We start from the raw sequence: 20,620 nt of genomic DNA on the forward strand, positions 1-20,620 counted from the left end.
TAAGGCATTAGTTTAAAAATAGAGTTTTTTGCGTAATTATGCGGTGTGATACCCCAGGCTGCGTAATGTGGGCTGGAAATCAAAGCAAAAGTGCGATCGACTGTTGATGCACCATACAAATTAGGCGATCGAAATCGGGGCTACCAAAAAGTATTCGCAGGCTGCTGCCCGAAAAACTAAACATTTGTGACAAAAACAAAACTTTTGCCTTTCTCAGGTGCTATTCTATACACAAAGCTGGTGCGTTTTGACTGCGCGTTAATTTTTAGCCTAAAAATCAATATGCTGTCCATTCCAGGCATTGCCGTCGTGACACTTCTCTATGAAAGTGCTAACTCTCTGGTTTACCGGGCGATTCGGGAAGCAGATAAAGGGCCAATTATCCTCAAACTTCTCAAAGAAAGCTACCCCACACCTCAAGAATTGGTGCGCTACCGCACCGAATACCGCATCACCCAAGAGTTGAAAGAGCCGGGAGTCATACAAGTTTATGACTTGCAAAAATACCAAAACAGCCTCGTGATGTTTGTGGAGGACTTTGGCGGCGAATCCTTGACAATTTGGATGCAGCAGCGAAAGTTTACTCTGGAGGAATTTTTGCAAATCGCTATTGCCACCACGGAAGCATTAGGTCAAATTCACAACGCAAATATCATTCATAAAGATATTAACCCCTCGAATATTGTTTACAACCCGGAAACGGAACAATTAAAAATTATTGATTTTGGTATTTCCACTCAGCTAACGCGAGAAACACCGATACTGAAAAACCCCGGCATTTTGGAAGGAACCCTTGCTTACATCTCACCAGAACAAACCGGGAGAATGAATCGCACTCTCGATTACCGCACTGACTTTTACTCTCTCGGTGTCACCTTCTACGAATTGCTAACAGGAAAACTACCTTTCGAGACAGAAGATACTTTAGAACTGGTTCACTGCCACATTGCCAGACAACCAGTTCCCCCGCACGAAATCAAGCCCGAAATTCCCCTAATTGTCTCCCAAATTGTCAGCAAGCTGATGGCAAAAAATGCAGAAAACCGCTATCAAACTGCCTTGGGACTGAAGCACGATTTAGAAATCTGTCTGGTTCAACTACAAGAAACGGATAGCATAGAAGAATTTGACTTGGGAACGCGGGATATTACAGACCGTTTCCTGATTCCCGAAAAACTCTACGGCAGAGAAACTTCAGTTTCTAATCTATTAGCAGCCTTTGAACGAGTTAGTACAGGTAGCGCCGAAATGATGCTGGTGGCTGGCTTTTCTGGGATTGGTAAAACCGCAGTAGTGAACGAAGTCCACAAGCCGATCGCCAGACAGCGGGGCTATTTTATTAAAGGTAAATACGACCAATTCCAGCGAAATATTCCCTTCAGTGCATTTGTGCAAGCATTTCGGGAATTGATGGGACAATTATTATCAGAAAGTGATGCTCAGGTACAAACATGGAAAACCAATATTCTGACAGCAGTGGGTGATAGCGGGCAAGTGCTGATTGAGGTAATTCCTGAGTTAGAACGCATTATTGGCGCTCAAAGTCCTGCACTAGAACTGTCGGGGAGTGCCGCCCAAAATCGCTTCAATATGCTGATGCAGAAATTCGTGCAAGTATTTACCACCGCTGAACATCCCTTGGTGATGTTTTTGGATGATTTACAGTGGGCAGATTCGGCATCCCTGAAGTTATTACAACTGTTGATGCAGGATAGGGGGCATCTGTTAGTGTTAGGTGCTTATCGGGATAATGAGGTGTCACCTACTCATCCGTTTATGTTGACGGTGGATGAGATTGTGAAGTCTGGGGCAGTGGTGAATACTATTACCCTGCAACCGTTGAGTTTAGCAGATCTCAATCAGTTGGTAGCAGATACGCTGATTTGCGATTTATCTTTGGCCGGGCCCTTGACAGAATTGGTTTATCAAAAAACCAAAGGTAATCCCTTTTTCTCGACTCAATTCCTCAAGTCGCTTTATGAAGATGGTCAAATTATCTTTGACCCCCCTCAGTCCCCCCTTAGTAAGGGGGGAAGTAAAGGGGGGTGGCAGTGCGATATTGCTCAAGCTAGACTTACCCACGCCTCGGATGTGGTGGAGTTTATGGCGGTGCAATTGCAGAAGTTGCCTGCCCAAACTCAGGAGGTTATTAAACTTGCCGCCTGCATTGGAGCGCAGTTTGATTTAGATACCTTGGCAGTAGTCAGCGAAGAACTACCCGAACAAACAGCATCAGCACTTTGGAGAGCATTACAAGAAGAACTCATTTTACCCATTACAGAAGGCTATAAATGCTTCATTCCAACAGATGCTCAATCCAATACTGAGTCTGTTACCAATCCAACTTATCGCTTCCTGCACGATCGCGTCCAGCAAGCCGCTTATTCATTGATTCCCGACAACCAAAAACAAGCCACTCATCTCAAAATCGGACAGTTACTCCTACACAAATATTCGGATACAGAAAAAGAAGAAAAGCTCTTTGATATTGTGGGGCATTTAAATCAAGGAATTGAGTTAATCAATCAATTAAGCGAACGAGAAGCCTTAGCCCTACTCAACTTAGAAGCGGGAGGTAAGGCAAGAAGTTCTACCGCCTATGCTGCGGCAAATATCTATCTGCAAACAGGGATTGAGCTGCTGAGGGCCAACTGCTGGCAAAGTCAGTATGAGTTGACCCTGAACCTCTATGTTGCTGCTGCTGAAGTCGCGTATTTGAATGCTGACTTTGATGGCATGGAGCAGATTGCAGCACAAGTGTTACAGAATGCACAGACAATCTTGGACAAAATCAAAATTTACGAAATTCAAATCGTCGCACAGACAGCACAGAGCAAGACGTTAGAAGCGATTGCAGTAGCCAGAGATGCACTATTGCAATTGGGGGTTGAACTCCCCACCGAAGCTGACGAAGCCTTGATTGGTAAAGCGCTACAGAGCCTTGCAAGCCAACTAAGCGGCAGAAAAATTGAGGAACTAATCGATCTGCCTGTGATGAGCGATCCTCAGACTCAGGCAGCTATGCCAATATTGGCCATGTTATTTGCACCCATTCTCCAGGGAATTCCAGGCTTAGTGCCCCTACTGAGCTCCACGATGGTAAGTTTATCGCTCCAATTTGGGAATGCACCCGCATCAACAGTGGGCTATGCGATTCACGGGCTTGTATTAAGTGCCTTTTTGGGAGAGGCAAAAACGGGCTATAGCTTTGGTAAATTGGCATTGAATTTGCTCGATCAAGTCAATGCACGAGAATTTAAGTGCATTACTCATAATATGTTTGGGGCATTTATTCAGCATCATCAAAATGCTATGAGGGCAGGGATACCAACCCTGAAAGAGGGCTTTATAGCTGGCATGGAAACTGGCGATTTTCTTAACGCTGGCTACAACATAGCTACTTACAGCTACATCAACTTTTTTGGTGGGGTAGAACTGGATACTTGGGAACCGGAACTTGCCGGCTACAGTGCTACCTTGGCTCAGGTTAAGCAATATTCTGCTCAGACTTATTTGCATATGGAGCAGCAGATGTTGCATAACTTGAGGGAAGTTTGTACTCTGTCGGATTGCTTAATCGGAATTGCCTATGATGAAACGGTGATGATTCCTAAGCACTATCAGGATCGTGAATTCAGTGCGATCGCTCTTGTCTACATTTACCAACTACTGCTTGCCTACTTATGGGGCAATTATCCGGCTGCCTTAAACCACATTTGCCAAGTCAAGCCGTATTTGATGGCATTATCGGGATTGGTTCATGTTCCCGTTTTCCATTTTTATGCAGCTCTGACGCACTTGGCACTCTTCCCCACACAGCCAGAAACCGAGCAAGCTGAAGTTCTTACTCAGGCGGAAGCCCATCAAACTATTCTGCAACAGTGGGCGCAAAATGCTCCGATGAATCATCTGCATAAATGGTATTTGGTTGAGGCCGAAAAACATCGCGTTTTGGGTAATAAAGCCGAGGCGATTGAAATGTACGATCGCGCAATCTCCCTCGCTAAAGAAAATCAATTCCTCAACGAAGAAGCTCTTGCCAACGAACTAGCCGCCAAATTTTATCTAGAATGGGGCAAAGAAAAATTTGCCCAAATGTACATGATTGAGGCGTATTATTGTTATGTTCAATGGGGAGCCACTGCTAAGGTAACAGATTTAGAAACGCGATATCCCCAGTTACTGTCAGCAATTCAATCGGGAATAAAAAACACTAAAACTACCGCAACAGTGACGGCCCTTGGTTCGGGTAGTAATCTAGATATCACCACGGTGATGAAAGCTTCTCAGGCGATTTCCGGTGAAATTCTGCTGGATAAACTACTGTCTAGCTTGATGAAAATTTTGATGGAAAATGCGGGGGCGCAACGAGGCTATCTGATTTTGTCCAGCCAAGGAACGCTGTTAATTGAAGCTGAAGGGACAATAAATTCTGAACAAGTCACCGTTTTGCAGTCAATCCCCGTTGAAAATTGTCAAGAACTTTCCTCCGCAATTGTCAATTATGTGGCCCGCACTCAAGAAAGCGTGGTACTGGATGACGCTTTCCGAAAAGGACAATTTACTAACGACCCCTACATCCGAAAAAATCAGCCCAAATCAATTTTATGTGTGCCGCTGATTAACCAATCTCAAATTATCAGTATTGTTTACCTAGAAAACAATCTGACAGCGGGAGCTTTTACGCCAGAAAGAGTGGAACTATTAAAAGTGTTATCTGGACAAGCGGCTATTTCAATTCAAAACTCTAAGCTTTATACAGAAGTCCGCGAAAGTGAGAACAGACTGACTCAATTTTTAGAAGCGATGCCAGTAGGGATAATAGTAATCAAACCAAGTGGTACACCTTACTACGTTAATCAGAGGGCGCAGCAGCTTCTGGGAAAAGGAGTTGCGCCTGATGCCACGCGCGAACAATTGGCAGAGGTTTATCAAGTCTATACCGCTGACACTTCCGATCCCTATCCTGTTGAAAAACTGCCTGGAGTGCGGGCTTTAAATGGTGAAAGTTCCACTGTTAATGATGTAGAAATCTACCAGCCTAACAAGGTTGTACCGATTGAAGTTTGGGGAACGCCTATCTATGATAATCAGAGCAATATTGCCTACGGCCTAGCAGCATTTCAAGATATCACGGAGCGCAAAAAAGCCGAAACAGAGCAGATAAGGTTCACCAATGAACTTTTTAAACTCAACAAAGCTTACGAGCGCTTCGTCCCCAATCAGTTCCTCCATCTTTTAGAGAAATCAAGCATTGTCGATGTCGAATTGGGCGACCAAGTGCAGTTAGAAATGTCAGTGCTATTTTCCGATATTCGCGACTTCACCACGCTTTCGGAAAGTATGACTCCGGAGGAAAACTTTCATTTTATTAATGCTTATTTATCTCGGATGGAATCAGCAATTATTGAAAATAATGGCTTTATTGATAAATATATGGGTGATGCGATTATGGCGCTATTTAGCGGTAATGCTGATAATGCAATAAACGCCAGTATTGCCATGCTGCATCAACTTCAAGTATACAATCAAGAGCGAGTTAATTCTGGTTATGCCCCGATTAAGATTGGCATTGGCATTAATACTGGGAATTTAATGTTAGGCACGGTGGGCGGGCAAAACCGCATGGATACGACGGTAATTAGTGATGCGGTGAATTTAGCTTCTCGTGTGGAAGGATTAACAAAAAATTATGGTGTTGCTTTACTGATTACAGAGCAGACTTTTAACAAATTAGCTAATCCTAGCAACTATGCTATGCGGATGATTGCTCAAGTTAGTGTTAAGGGAAAAGTAAACTTATCTACAATTTATGAAGTTTTTGAGGCAGATATTCCTGAAACAAAGCGAGGTAAATTAACAACAAAAAATTTATTTGATCGAGGTTTGAGCTTATACCGCCAACAAAAATTTATCGAAGCTACAGAATTCTTTGCTCAATGTTTAAGCTTCTGCCCTTCGGATCAAGTTGCCCAAATTTATTTGGACTGGTGTGAACAAAAAACTATCACTTTAAACATCGAGCTGTTAGAGAGAACTTTAGCATTGATCAAGCCTAAATCTGATGAATTTGTAAGTAAGTTTTATGAAATACTTTTTGATAGTTCTTCTCAGATTAAAAGTCTTTTTATGAATACAAATATGGGACAGCAAAAAGAAAAGCTTTGGCACAGCTTAGAAATAATTATTGAAAATTTACGAAAACCTAAGTTAATTAATGTTTTTGCTAAAGGATTAGGTGCAACTCATGCCAAATATGGCGTTTCAGTAGAACATTTTCCTATTGTTGCGAATGCACTTATTCAAGCCCTGAAGGCGCAGATGGGTTTAGAGTGGACACCTAAAACTGAAAAAGCTTGGGTAGAGGCTTATACAATTATTCAGTCAGCTATGATTGATGGCATGGCTGTTATGTGACATTGATGGGTGTTTGATTGCAATCCGCCAGAAATCAAAACGGGCAAGTTAGCTACGCAGGAATTGTTTGCAGAAGCTTTGGCAATTTACTCGGATTCATGGGGTTCGGCAAGATAATTTCACCGTTCGCGAATATCCTCAACTAAATAACACTTTGATTTAGGGGAATTTCGATCCAAAACTCTGTTCTTTCTCCGGGTTTTGATGTACACCACAGTTTTCCTTTATGCTTTTGGATCACAATTTGATAACTAATAGACATCCCCATTCCCGTACCTTTTCCTACCGGTTTGGTTGTAAAAAATGGGTCAAATAGCCGTTTTTTGACTTCCTCTGTGATGCCACACCCATTATCAGCAATACAAATTCTGACCAATTCTGAGTTATACAGACTCGTACTAATCCAAATTGTCTTTTTCTCCACCCTATCTCGCTCATCTAAAGCATCCAGAGCATTGGTCAGAATATTTATAAATACCTGGTTCAGTTGTCCTGCATAACATTCGATCGGCGGCAGATTACCGTACTCTTTGATCACTTCAATCTCTGGATGTGTGTGTCTGGGCTTGAGACGATTTTGCAGAATCATCAGGGTGCTTTCAATGCCTTCATGGATATCGACAGCTTTGAAATCTGCTTCGTCCAATCGAGAAAAATTCCGTAGAGATTTAACAATATCGCGGATACGTTCAGAACCTACTTTCATAGACTTGAGAACTTTTGATAAGTCTTCGCTCAAAAATTCGATCTCAATATCTTCCGACTTGGCTTGAATCTCCGATACCGGCTGGGGATAATACTTTTGATAAAGCTCTACTAGCTCTAGTAAATCTTGGGTATATTGGCTAAGATGAGATAAATTACCGTGAATAAAATTCGCGGGATTATTCACTTCATGGGCAATCCCGGCTACCAGTTGCCCCAGAGATGACATTTTCTCACTTTGGATGAGTTGGGCTTGAGTCTCCCGTAGTTCTTGAGTGCGTTCTTCTACTTTTTGTTCGAGGTTGTGGTAAGAGTTCTTTAATTCGTGACTCATTTGATTAAAAGATACTGATAAAGTTACCAATTCCTCTACGAGAGTGTCGGGAACATTTTGCTCGAAATTTCCACTGGCGATCGCCTGACTGGCTTGACTCAATCGCCGAATAGGTTTAGCTATCCATTGTGAAGTGATAATTGCTAATCCTGTTGCGATTACCAGTGATAACAGACAGAGGATAATCGTCGTATTTCTATTATAATTTATTTGCTCCATAAAATCAGATTCAGGCACGACGACTACAATTAGCCAATCGATGCCTCTACCATCATTCAGCGGTAGCAACTGAACAAACTGCCGTTCACTGTTGAGGGTAAATTCTAACTGTTCTGATTTATGAATTTGGTCAAAGTTACCAAAATATTTCTGCAAATATTTAGCTGTCTCCCGCACAAATGGTTCGCTACTTTCCACGGCGTAAATCATCTTCTGAGCTTTACCTTGTCCTTTGATTAGTGGCTCTTTTGTGGAACTAGAAATCATTGAACCCGATCGCTCCATCACAAAAGCCTTACCTGTTTTACCAATAGACAAACTTCCCAGAAATTCCCTTAAATTTTCTGATAGGACAACAAGAGTGGCACAGACACCCACAAGTTTACCTTCTGAGTCATAGACAGGTTCGCTGGCAGTAATTGCAGGCTTACCATTGTTGACAATATTCACAAAAATATTGCTCCAAGTAGGCTTCCCTGCTTTCACAGCAGAAAGATACCAGGGGCGTTGGCGAGGATCGTAAGAAGAGTTTACCTGTTCTAGGAATTTTTGCCGATCGCCCCAATTATCCATTTCATAAAAATAAAAATGATAGTTTGTTTCTTGATTACTCGCAGTCATCGCGATTTTTGACTCTCGACGAGTCGCACCCAGATAATATCCTTGAGCATCGCCACAATAGGAGGAAAAAACAAAAGAGGAGATTTGCACTTGGGTTAAAAATTGCTTAGCGTTGCGGCCATTCACCATGTCCATGTGGCCCTGTGCAAAAGCGACTGAATTCACACGATTGATATTATGAGGTTTGTTGATATATTGCTTGAGTTCTCCTTCAATGCGTGCTATTAGTTCCTGACGAAGTTGACTCGCCACATCGTTAACCGCTTTTTGTCCATTGCGTAAGGAAAGCCAACCTGTTAAGCTCACTGCTGTAAAGATTTGTAGAACAAAAGGAACAACAAGAACACCGCGCAGAGGAATTTTTAGACAATTCGCAGTTGGAGGCATAGATGATAATGCTTAGCCATTGGTTCGAGTCTATCATAATATCAATTCATCCAAGGAGCCTGAAGCGGAGCTATCCCGAGCGTGAATCGCCCTTTTTGTAGCCCCGTTAATCTGCGGTTAAAAGCGATCGCTTACTGGAAGTTTTTTATTTGTCCGTTGGTCGGTAAATTGACAAAATAGCATATATTTGATAGGTCGTTAATTTTTGCATTCAACTAACAAATGATATTAATAGCTATCTTGGTTTATGTAAATGCAATAGTCGATCGCATTTACCAGCCTACTTACTTCGCCCGCACCACCAACACCGAACAAGGAGCATCAGCCACAACCTCAGCACTCACCGAACCCTCCAAAATCCGCTTCAAACCAGTCAAACCCCGACAGCCGATCGCAATTAAGTCCACTTGATAAATATTCGCCAAACGCAAAATCTCCTGCGCCGGTTCCCCCGAAACAATCTCCAACTCACTCTGGCAAGGCAACATTTCCTGATAAGATTGCAACAACTTCTCTACTTCTCGGTAAGCAATCTCATTTCCCTGAGCGTGAGGTCGATCGACCTCCGTATCAAAATCCGAAATACCAGAACTGACAACATGAACTAGAATCACCTTTGCCGTCGGTTCTAGCTTAAATAGCCCTACAGCTTGCAAAACCTGTGCTGCAAACTCAGAATTGTCGATCGCCACCAAAACAGTATTCAATATAATGCACCTTTAAATCTCAGATATTAGACTTTAAACTTCTCATTGATAGTCGCCTACTTTCCACAATTTAGCGCTTCCCACCAACAGCATCATTACTACACAAAAACCCGGTTTCTTAACATTATTGCGTAATTTAAGCAAGATATTGGAAGAAACCGGGTTTCTTAAGCCCGAAATGCGTAAATCTCGATCACCAAACTCAAACCTACCATCTAAAATTGATCATCCCCCTGATTTTCAGTCCGCAGTCGCACTGAATCAGCGTGAGAAGGCAAACCCTCAGCTTGGGCCAAAACATTAATCGCCTTAGCCACCTTTTTCAGTGCAGTCGGCGAATAATCAATCAAACTCGAATGCTTCATGAAAGTTTCGACACACAGTGGCGACGCATAGCGGGGAGCTCCAGAAGTCGGCAAAGTATGATTCGGCCCCGCCAAATAATCTCCCACAGCTTCCGGTGTCGAGTAGCCCAAGAAAATCGCCCCAGCGTGGCGAATTTGCTCCAGCAAAGCCCAAGGATCTGCCACTTGCAATTCCAAATGTTCGGGAGCAAACTCGTTAGAGAGTTCCGCCGCCGCCTTCAGAGACTCAACCACTACGACTAAACCGTAATTGGCGATCGCCTTTTCCGTCAAAGTCCGGCGCGGGTGATTCGCCAACTGTTTCTCTACCTCAGCCACGACTTTTCTCGCCAGCACCGAATCCGCCGTCAGCAAAATCGCCGATGCCATCGAATCATGTTCAGCTTGAGCCAACATATCGGCCGCTACGTGCACAGGATTTGCCTTGCCATCAGCGATAATCAGCACCTCCGAGGGGCCAGCCAGAGAATCGATCCCCACAGTCCCATAAACCAGTTTTTTCGCCAGGGTGACGTAAATATTCCCCGGCCCAGTAATTAAATCCACCTTCGGAATAGTTTCTGTACCGTAAGCCAAAGCTGCGATCGCCTGAGCCCCACCTACCCGATAAATTTCATCAACTCCCGCTTCCTGAGCCGCTACGAGCACGGCAGGATTCATTTTTTTCTCCTGCCCGGGGGGAGTACACATCACCAGTTTCGGAACCTTGGCGACCTTGGCAGGAACCGCATTCATGATCACCGAGCTGGGATAGGAGGCTTGACCGCCAGGGATGTAGATCCCGGCCCGATCGACCGGCGTGTAGCGCTTGCCCAAAACAATCTCGTCATCACCAAACTGCACCCAAGACTTCGGGACGCGCTGTCGGTGAAACGCCTCTACCTGTTTGCAAGCCAGCCGAATCGCATTTAATAATTCTTTCGATATTTGCTGGTAAGCAGCATCCAATTCGGCGCCACTGACGCGCAACTCTTCCGCATTTAGGGTGATGCGGTCAAATTCAGCAGTATATTGCAGCACAGCCTGATCGCCTTTGCGCCTTACAGCTTGCAGCACCTCGCGCACGGTGGCTTCTTTGTGAATAACAAGTTCGTCGTGGGTGCGATCGCAGATTCGTCGCAGTTCAGCTTGTGCCTCAACCCACTGAGTAATGATTCGCAGCATGGAGATTAGGAATGCCGTCTATAATTCACTAACATTTGCTTGACAATTGGGAATTTTTGTGGGGTTCTCCTAGAGAAGTAGACCACCACCAGTCCACAAGCTTAAACCGCGAGAGTCGCGGCATTTTCCAAGGCTTCAGTGCAGCGTTTAAATCTCTCTCGATGATTTTGCAACACTGAGGACAAGTCACAACCTTCTCTCTTAAATTGCCCGCCAGAGAACCCGGTGCCCAGGAAGAGGGTGGGAACGCAGAGGGGGAGAGTGTCCGACCCCGATAATATCCGAGAGGGAGAGTGTTAGAGCGGAAGAATTTTGATTCTGCCTTCTACCTTCTACCTTCAGATCCGGCTGTCTTCTACCTTCTACCTTCTACCTTCAGCTTTTTACCTTCTACCTTCGGTAAGTGCTTCTTGCCGAAACCCAAATCACCTGTATTCTTTGTTATAGCTTAACTTGGATTTTTCAGAGAATTGGATTTTAAGCAGAATAGGTGCTATATTAGTTTTTCCAACACCTGATAATTTTTTTATAAAAAAACGCCAAATTATTGTATACTTGAAAATTGCGCGCAAGAAACCGTGACTTTAACTCGTGACGGTGGAAACACCGCAAAACGCCTCTGTAACACCCGTGTCATACCTTTGGGTATTGTCAGGGGTAAAAAACAGGCAGTTAAATGAGTCAATAAAAAATTATTGCGCGGGCGTCGCCAAAAAGTAGCCACAGACTCAGCTCAATCTGAGCGAATGGAAAGTGGCTGTCTCACTCCGCCATTAAAAATCAAGCTTTTTGCGGATCGATCCCGAAAAGGTTGTCCTTCAAAATCCCCGTGTCTTGAGACTGTCTTGAGACTAGGGTGTATCAATGAATACCTACTTCCAGCAACTGAACTATGGCAAATATTAAGTCCGCCGTCAAACGAGTCAAAATCGCCGAACGTAACCGCTTGTACAACAAATCTTACAAGTCAGCGGTCAAAACTTTGATGAAGAAGTATTTTGTAGCCGTTGACAAGTACGCCGCAGCTCCGACACCTGAATTAATGCAAGAAGTCCAGCAACGTATGTCAGAGGCATACAGCAAAATTGACAAAGCTGTCAAAAAAGGTGTACTCCACCGTAACAACGGCGATCGCAAAAAGTCCCGCTTGGCGAGAACCCTCAAGCCACACGAAACACAAGTAGCATCCTAAGACACAAGGAAGCTCAGCAACGAGCAATGTACGGGATTTAATGGATGTTGAGGGAAAAAGTCCCAGCGAAGCAGGAAGAAGGAAAAGGAAAGATTTTTCCCACTCTCTCCCTATCCCACTCTTCCCCTCTCACCCTCAACCGTCAACAAGTCGGACGCTCTCGTATCACCTCTAATCTGCTTCCCCCATGCAGCTCATCGACACTCACGTTCATATCAACTTTGAGACCTACAAATCTGAGTTAGAAGCCATTCGAGAACGCTGGCGCGAGGCTGGTGTAGTTCGGCTGGTTCATTCTTGCGTAGAGCCAGAAGAGTTTGCCGGCATTCAAGCAATCGCCAATCAGTTTGCCGAAGTCTCGTTTGCGGTTGGACTCCACCCCCTAGATGCCGACAAGTGGAAAGACGAGACTGCGAGCCAGATTAGGGAATTAGCAAATTCGGACTCTCGGGTAGTGGCGATCGGCGAAACCGGACTAGACTTTTTTAAAGCTGACGATCGCGAACACCAGTTTAAAGTGTTTGAGGCACAGCTTGAAATCGCCCAGGAACTTGACAAACCAGTCATTATCCACTGTCGCGACGCCGCCGCCCCAATGGCCGAAATGCTCCGGAACTTTTGGCAAACACGCGGCCCAGTACGTGGCGTGATGCACTGCTGGGGAGGCACTCCTGAAGAAACCCAGTGGTTTTTAGACTTGGGTTTCTACATCAGTTTTAGCGGAACAGTCACCTTTAAAAAAGCCTTGCAAATACAAGAATCAGCTTGTATGGTAAATAGCGATCGCATCCTAGTCGAGACAGATTGCCCTTTTCTCGCCCCCGTACCCCAGCGGGGAAAACGCAACGAACCAGCCTACGTCTACTACGTAGCCGAGCAAGTTGCTAAATTGAGAGGAGTTTCTCTCTTAACTTTGTCCGAGCAGACAACCGAAAATGCCTGTCAGCTATTCGGCTTTTCAGTTTAGCTATAGAAGAACAAAGAAACGAGGAAAAAAGGTCGATTTAGGGCCTAGCGATAGGGACAATCCCATTTGTATCCTGCCTAAAAAACCGGATTCATCCTTTATTTGAGATTCTTTTGGCGTTGCCTGCTGCGATCGGATTTGCGTCCTATAATAAAAAGAACCGACCGATCGGGCGTTGGCTTACTATCCACGACTGCGATGTCGCCCCGGCAAATGCCAACACAACGCGAGTACGCTAACCTTCGGGAGCGGCCAAAACTTCACGAAATAACTCAAACTTACACATAGCGAAGAAACTTGGAACCTCAGCAATTTGCCAATAGCTGTCAAGTCAATTTTAGGAGTCTAAAGTGTAGGGAATTTACCCTGGGACACCACGAGATCGGAGCTAAAAGCATCTCGATCGAAACCAAAATCCGCACAAAACTACTGCGAGCAACCCGCAAAAATAACCGTTGCAGCAGTTGGCAGGCGATCGAAAACATCATATAAATTCTCTCACACAATCCATCAAAAAAACGCAACAAGGTAAAAAAGCCCAGCCTTGGCGCCATGTAAAAAGCTAGAGCCACTGCGGAAAAAGAACCCCCATGACCACTAAAGATTACACAGAATTCGCCTTCACCTTGCCCGACCTGATCGAAATCCAGCGGGCAAGTTTTCGCTGGTTTCTAGAAGCCGGACTGATCGAAGAACTCGACAGCTTCTCCCCGATTACAGACTACACGGGCAAGCTGGAACTCCACTTCATGGGCAAAGACTTCAAACTCAAGCGTCCCAAATACGACGTGGACGAAGCCAAGCGCAGGGACAGCACCTACTCGGTGCAAATGTACGTCCCCACCCGCCTGATTAACAAAGAAACAGGGGAAATCAAAGAACAAGAAGTATTCATCGGCGATTTGCCCTTGATGACCGAGCGCGGCACTTTCATTATCAACGGCGCAGAACGGGTGATAGTCAACCAAATCGTGCGTTCCCCAGGCGTCTACTACAAATCCGAAACCGACAAAAACGGCCGCCGTTCGTATAACGCCTCGCTCATCCCCAACCGCGGCGCTTGGCTGAAATTTGAAACAGACAAAAACGATTTAGTCTGGGTCAGAATCGACAAAACCCGCAAACTCTCAGCTCAGGTGCTGCTCAAAGCTTTGGGACTCACAGACGGCGAAATCTACGATTCCCTGCGCCACCCGGAATACTTCCAAAAAACGATCGAGAAAGAAGGACAATTCGGCGAAGAAGAGGCTCTGATGGAGCTGTACCGCAAACTGCGGCCGGGTGAACCCCCCACCGTAGCAGGGGGAGAACAACTCCTCAATTCGCGCTTTTTTGACCCCAAACGCTACGATTTGGGCAGAGTCGGCCGCTACAAACTCAACAAAAAATTGCGCTTGACAGTCCCCGATACGATGCGGGTGCTGACATCGCAAGATATCTTGACGGCGATCGACTACTTAATTAACCTCGAATTCGACATCGGCTCCACCGACGACATCGACCACTTAGGCAACCGTCGCGTCCGCAGTGTCGGAGAACTGCTGCAAAACCAAGTCCGAGTCGGCCTCAACCGCTTAGAACGGATTATCCGCGAAAGAATGACCGTCTCGGATGCCGACTCCCTCAGCCCCGCTTCTCTGGTCAACCCCAAGCCGTTGGTAGCAGCAATCAAGGAATTCTTCGGTTCCTCCCAGCTATCGCAGTTCATGGATCAAACCAACCCTTTGGCAGAACTGACGCACAAACGCCGGCTTTCGGCATTGGGCCCGGGAGGTTTGACACGGGAACGCGCCGGGTTTGCGGTGCGGGACATTCACCCGTCCCACTACGGCAGGATTTGCCCGATCGAAACACCAGAAGGCCCCAACGCCGGTCTGATCGGTTCCTTAGCAACCCACGCCCGCGTCAACCCCTACGGCTTCATCGAAACTCCTTTTTATCCAGTAGAAAAAGGACAGGTGCTGCGCGACAAAGCCCCCGTCTACATGACAGCCGATGAAGAAGACGATTTGCGCGTCGCCCCCGGAGACATCAGCCTCGACGAAAACAACAACCTCTTGGGCGAAACCGTAGCTGTCCGCTACCGCCAAGAATTTACTACCACCACTCCGATGCAGGTGGACTACATGGCGATTTCGCCCGTGCAAATCGTCTCCGTCGCGACATCGCTGATTCCGTTCTTGGAACACGACGACGCCAACCGAGCTCTGATGGGATCGAATATGCAGCGGCAAGCTGTGCCGCTACTGAAACCAGAACGGCCGCTAGTCGGTACGGGCTTGGAAGCTCAGGCGGCGCGAGATTCCGGGATGGTTGTGGTTTCCCGGATCGACGGCGAGGTAATTTACATCGACGCTACCCGGATTATTGTTAAACCCCTGGCTGTAGATGCCGAATCGAATTCCAGCGAAGAACATTTCCTGATTCGGGAATACGACGATCTCAAAGTCAAACAGCCCTCGGTTTGGAAGCAAAAATATGCTGGCTGCATCGAACACGAACTGCAAAAATATCAGCGTTCTAACCAAGATACTTGTTTAAACCAGCGTCCGCTGATTTATGAGGGCGATCGAGTCGTAGCAGGTCAAGTGCTCGCCGACGGTTCCTCCACCGAAGGAGCAGAACTCGCTCTGGGCCACAACATCCTCGTAGCTTATATGCCTTGGGAAGGATACAACTACGAAGACGCCATGCTAATTAGCGAGCGTTTGGTTTACGAAGATGTCTACACCAGCATCCACATTGAAAAATATGAAATCGAAGCCCGCCAAACCAAACTCGGCCCCGAAGAAATCACCCGCGAAATTCCTAACGTCGGCGAAGACGCGCTGCGCCAGCTAGACGAACAGGGGATTATCCGCAAGGGTGCTTGGGTGGAAGCTAGCGACATTTTGGTGGGCAAAGTCACCCCCAAAGGCGAATCCGACCAACCGCCGGAAGAAAAACTGCTGAGGGCAATCTTCGGCGAAAAAGCCCGCGACGTGCGCGACAATTCCCTCCGCGTCCCTAACGGCGAAAAAGGCCGCGTGGTGGACGTGCGGGTGTTTACTCGGGAACAGGGCGACGAATTGCCCCCCGGCGCAAACATGGTCGTCCGCGTCTACGTGGCTCAAAAGCGGAAGATTCAAGTCGGCGACAAAATGGCCGGCCGCCACGGAAATAAGGGTATTGTGTCCCGGATTCTGCCGATGGAGGATATGCCCTACTTACCCGACGGAACTCCCGTGGACATAGTTCTCAATCCCTTGGGCGTACCGTCGCGGATGAACGTAGGTCAGATTTTTGAGTGCTTGCTGGGATGGGCCGGCGAAAATCTGTCGATGCGGTTCAAGATGGTGCCTTTTGATGAAATGCACGGCGCTGAAAAGTCGCGGGAAACCGTACACGGCAAGTTACAGGAGGCGCGCGAAAAAACCGGCAAGCCTTGGGTGTTTAACGAAAAGCACCCCGGCAAGACTATTGTCTACGATGGCCGAACTGGGGAACCGTTCGATCGCCCGATCACAGTCGGCATCGCCTATATGCTGAAGCTGGTGCACTTGGTAGACGATAAGATCCACGCCCGTAGCACAGGCCCTTACTCGCTGGTAACGCAGCAGCCTTTGGGCGGCAAAGCGCAGCAGGGGGGTCAGCGGTTCGGAGAAATGGAAGTCTGGGCTCTGGAAGCCTTTGGCTGCGCTTACACCTTGCAAGAACTGCTGACTGTGAAGTCGGACGATATGCAGGGCCGAAACGAGGCTTTGAATGCCATTGTTAAAGGCAAAGCTATTCCGCGCCCCGGTACGCCCGAATCTTTCAAGGTGCTGATGCGGGAGTTGCAGTCTTTGTGCTTGGATATTGCCGTGCACAAGGTGAATACATCCGACGAGGGCAGCGAGCACGTTGAGGTGGATTTGATGGCGGATGCTGGGGGCAAGCGATCGCCCTCCCGGCCTACTTACGAATCGCTTTCTCGCGACGAAGATGAGGATTAGGCATTAAAGATTAAAGATTAAAGATTAAAGATTGTTTGACACCATTCAATTCTTTAATCTTTAATCGACAATCTCAAATAAAAATGCCTCAGCAGTGGTACGAACACTGTTGAGGCGAATCAACGCTCTTAAGAGGAGAGACGCTGACATGACTATTGTAACAGTTGTCCCAGGAATAGAAGGAGAATTTGACCTGAAGACTGGCTGTATTAACTGGCAAGGGAGCAAGCTCAAAAATGGTTACGGGCGCAAGTGGATCGAGGGCAAAACGGTATTAGTCCACCGATTAGTGCTCGAATCAAAAATACCAGGATTTCTAGATTCCGGTTATTTTGCTTGCCACATCTGCGACAATCCAAGCTGCATCAACCCAGCACATCTCGTAGCTGGAACTGCGGCTGAGAATACGCAGCAGATGATGGGGCGCGATCGCAAAACTCCCAGACGCAAAAGTATTCCGGGTATTGGCCAACTCTCGATCGAACAACTGCGGGAAATTCAGCGTAAATATTTAGCTGGAACCATCAAAAGCCACCTAATAAAAGAGTATGGCGTACAGTATGACACTATTACTAAGATACTTCAGGCAAAAATTCCCCATAACTTCACTACAGTTCCCCCCGGTTTTGTAGGAGAAATTCAAGACAGCGGCTGCATAATTTTTCAAGGTGCAAAAGATGGTCAAGGTGGTTATGGCAGGTACTTTAAAAATGGGAAATCCCAATCAGTTACTCGTGCTGTTTTAGCAGAGAAATTAGGATGTGAAGTTCCCACTTCGATGGATGCTTGTCATACCTGCGATACTCCCAGTTGTATTAATCCAGAACACCTTTGGGGTGGAACTCGCACTCAAAATTTATTAGATGCTTCTAAGAAAGGACGCACTCAAGGCAAAAGTCATCCCCTTTCCAATGCCAAATTAGACTGGGAAAAGGTGCGAGAAATTCGACAAAAACTAGTAGCAGGAGAGAGAGTGAAGGATATAGCTCAAGAATACAGTGTTGGTCGCAAAACGATACACGATATTAAGTATCACGTCACTTGGAAGGAAGCAGGCGAAGAGGTTCCAGTTCCTCGCATGGGCGGATATCTCGATCGCAAATTGACTTTTGAGCAAGCTCTTGAGGTACGAAAAAGAATTAGAGGTAGAGAATCAATTTCTAAAATCGCTGATGACTTTGGAGTATCGTCAAGTGTCATCTCTGATATTAAAAACCACGTCACATATAGAGGAGTATAACATTGATTTAAGCCGTGAAACAAGCAACCAAAAAAGATAAACAACCACCAATAATCGACTGTAAATTATTAATTGGAGTCAAGAATGGCTAAAATAGAACAACGCTTTGATTACGTCAAGATTGGGTTAGCTTCACCAGAAAGAATTCGACAGTGGGGAGAGAGAACTTTACCCAACGGTCAGATAACTGGAGAGGTGACAAAACCGGAGACCATAAATTATCGCACGTTAAAACCTGAAATGGATGGCTTGTTTTGCGAGCGCATTTTTGGGCCTGCAAAAGATTGGGAATGTCATTGTGGGAAGTACAAACGAGTTCGCCATAGAGGCATTGTTTGCGAAAGATGCGGTGTTGAAGTCACTGAATCTCGCGTCCGCCGCCATCGCATGGGCTTTATCAAATTAGCAGCTCCAGTAGCTCACGTTTGGTATCTCAAAGGCATCCCGAGTTACATGGCAATTCTGTTAGATATGCCGCTGCGAGATGTCGAACAAATTGTCTATTTCAATGCCTACGTTGTCCTCAATGCAGGTAATGCAGAGAAGCTGCAATACAAGCAATTGCTCACGGAAGATGCTTGGCTGGAAATAGAAGACGAACTTTACAGCGAAGATTCCACACTCACAGGTGTAGAAGTGGGGATTGGTGCTGAAGCTTTGCAAGTTTTGCTGCAAAACATTCCGCTAGAAAGTGAAGCGGAAAAGCTGCGGGAAGATATTGCTAATGCTAAAGGTCAAAAACGGGCGAAGTTGATTAAACGCTTGCGAGTAATTGACAACTTCATCGCTACGGGTTCTCATCCCGATTGGATGGTACTCAATGTGATTCCGGTGATTCCCCCGGACTTGCGGCCGATGGTGCAGTTAGACGGCGGGCGTTTTGCAACGAGTGACCTCAACGACCTCTATCGGAGAGTCATCAACCGCAATAACCGCTTGGCGAGACTGCAAGAAATTCTGGCGCCGGAGATTATCATCCGCAACGAAAAGCGGATGCTGCAAGAAGCTGTGGATGCACTGATTGACAACGGTCGCCGCGGCCGGACGGTGGTGGGGGCAAACAACCGCCCGCTGAAGTCGTTGTCGGACATCATTGAAGGGAAACAAGGCCGCTTCCGGCAAAACTTGCTCGGGAAACGGGTTGATTACTCCGGGCGTTCGGTGATTGTGGTGGGGCCGAAACTGAAAATTCATCAGTGCGGTTTGCCGAGGGAAATGGCGATCGAACTTTTCCAGCCTTTCGTCATCCACCGCCTGATCCGCCAAGGATTGGTCAACAACATCAAAGCTGCCAAAAAACTGATCCAGCGCAACGATCCCAGTGTTTGGGACGTGCTTCAGGAGGTGATTGAAGGACACCCGGTAATGCTGAACCGGGCGCCGACGCTTCACCGTTTGGGGATTCAAGCCTTTGAGCCGATTTTGGTGGACGGGAGGGCAATTCAGCTTCACCCGCTAGTCTGTCCGGCTTTTAACGCTGACTTTGACGGCGACCAAATGGCCGTACACGTTCCTTTGTCTCTGGAATCTCAGGCGGAAGCGCGGTTGCTGATGCTGGCTTCTAATAACATTATGTCGCCAGCAACGGGAAGGCCGATCGTTACTCCTTCTCAAGATATGGTGCTCGGTTGCTATTACTTGACAGCCGAAAATCCTGACGCTCAAAAAGGAGCCGGTCACTATTTCTCCAACCTCACCGACGCGGTTGTAGCTTACGAACAAGGAGTCGTTGACTTGCACTCTTATGTGTGGGTGAGGTTTCAAGGCGCCATAGAAAACACAGAACCCGAGGGAGAACCGCTGAAGGTGGAACGCTCTACCAACGGTATCGTGACGAAAGAATACAAGTTCCGCCGGGTTCGGGAAGACGGAGACGGCAAGGTGATCAATCAATTCATTCGCACTACTCCGGGCCGGATTATCTATCACCAAACCATCGAATCGGTAATTAACAATTAGAAATGGGTAAGGGGTAAGAGGTAAGGGGTAAGAGGTAATGGGTAATAACTGACAAATAATCGCTAACAAATAATAGTGATTTGAACCAGAAAATTCACCCATTACTACTTACAAATACTTTCAGCGATGCGGTTAATGAGCGAAGTCGAAGGGCTGTAAAAGTTACTAATTACCAATTAAGTAGGTAGGTGCAAATCAACTTTATTATGGGAATGGCAGGTGAGTGCATTCATCTCCTAGCTTGGCTCTGTTCCTTATACGCTAAACCAGCCCCTACAAAATGCTTGTTGTTTTTTGCCGCCGCTCTACTTATCAATTACCAATTACCAATTACCAATTACCAATACTTCGGCTACGCGGTTCCTCAAT

The 20,620-nt window shown here is 46.3% G+C and carries 9 protein-coding genes; 6 read left to right on the forward strand and 3 right to left on the reverse strand.

What is annotated here, in order from left to right:
* Positions 1-282: 282 nt before the first annotated feature.
* Positions 283-6,417 (forward strand): AAA family ATPase, encoded by a 6,135-nt coding sequence (locus QUA44_RS07640; RefSeq protein WP_333249613.1) that lies wholly within the window; start codon positions 283-285, stop codon positions 6,415-6,417.
* Positions 6,418-6,559: 142 nt separating this feature from the next.
* On the opposite strand, the gene QUA44_RS07645 is transcribed toward QUA44_RS07640, so the two are convergent.
* From QUA44_RS07645 to hisD, 3 genes are all read right to left on the reverse strand, one after another.
* The gene (locus tag QUA44_RS07645; RefSeq protein ID WP_333249615.1) at positions 6,560-8,602 is read right to left on the reverse strand and encodes an ATP-binding protein; all 2,043 of its coding nucleotides are present in this window, start codon (positions 8,600-8,602) and stop codon (positions 6,560-6,562) included.
* A gap of 365 nt (positions 8,603-8,967) precedes the next feature.
* Positions 8,968-9,393: a universal stress protein gene (locus tag QUA44_RS07650; RefSeq protein ID WP_333249860.1), complete on the reverse strand. Its 426-nt coding sequence runs from the start codon at positions 9,391-9,393 to the stop codon at positions 8,968-8,970.
* Positions 9,394-9,605: 212 nt separating this feature from the next.
* Entirely contained in the window at positions 9,606-10,919 is a 1,314-nt protein-coding gene (gene hisD, locus QUA44_RS07655; protein ID WP_333249617.1) for a histidinol dehydrogenase, read from the reverse strand.
* Between the two features lie 892 nt (positions 10,920-11,811).
* Between hisD and rpsT the strand changes: the two genes are divergently transcribed.
* The 5 genes from rpsT (at position 11,812) to QUA44_RS07680 (ending at position 20,251) form a co-directional block, all read left to right on the forward strand.
* On the forward strand, positions 11,812-12,111 hold the full coding sequence (rpsT, locus tag QUA44_RS07660) for a 30S ribosomal protein S20 (protein WP_333249618.1): 300 nt from the start codon (positions 11,812-11,814) through the stop codon (positions 12,109-12,111).
* Positions 12,112-12,298: 187 nt separating this feature from the next.
* Positions 12,299-13,078 (forward strand): TatD family hydrolase, encoded by a 780-nt coding sequence (locus tag QUA44_RS07665; protein ID WP_333249621.1) that lies wholly within the window; start codon positions 12,299-12,301, stop codon positions 13,076-13,078.
* 590 nt (positions 13,079-13,668) lie between these two features.
* A complete protein-coding gene (rpoB, locus tag QUA44_RS07670) occupies positions 13,669-17,052 on the forward strand; it encodes a DNA-directed RNA polymerase subunit beta (protein WP_333249623.1) in 3,384 nt (1,127 codons plus the stop codon).
* A gap of 148 nt (positions 17,053-17,200) precedes the next feature.
* Positions 17,201-18,292: an HNH endonuclease gene (locus QUA44_RS07675; RefSeq protein WP_333249625.1), complete on the forward strand. Its 1,092-nt coding sequence runs from the start codon at positions 17,201-17,203 to the stop codon at positions 18,290-18,292.
* Between the two features lie 84 nt (positions 18,293-18,376).
* The gene (locus QUA44_RS07680; protein ID WP_333249627.1) at positions 18,377-20,251 is read left to right on the forward strand and encodes a DNA-directed RNA polymerase subunit gamma; all 1,875 of its coding nucleotides are present in this window, start codon (positions 18,377-18,379) and stop codon (positions 20,249-20,251) included.
* Positions 20,252-20,620: the final 369 nt, after the last annotated feature.

The organism is Microcoleus sp. N9_A2 (assembly GCF_036701775.1).
Taxonomy (GTDB): Bacteria; Cyanobacteriota; Cyanobacteriia; order Cyanobacteriales; family Microcoleaceae; genus Microcoleus.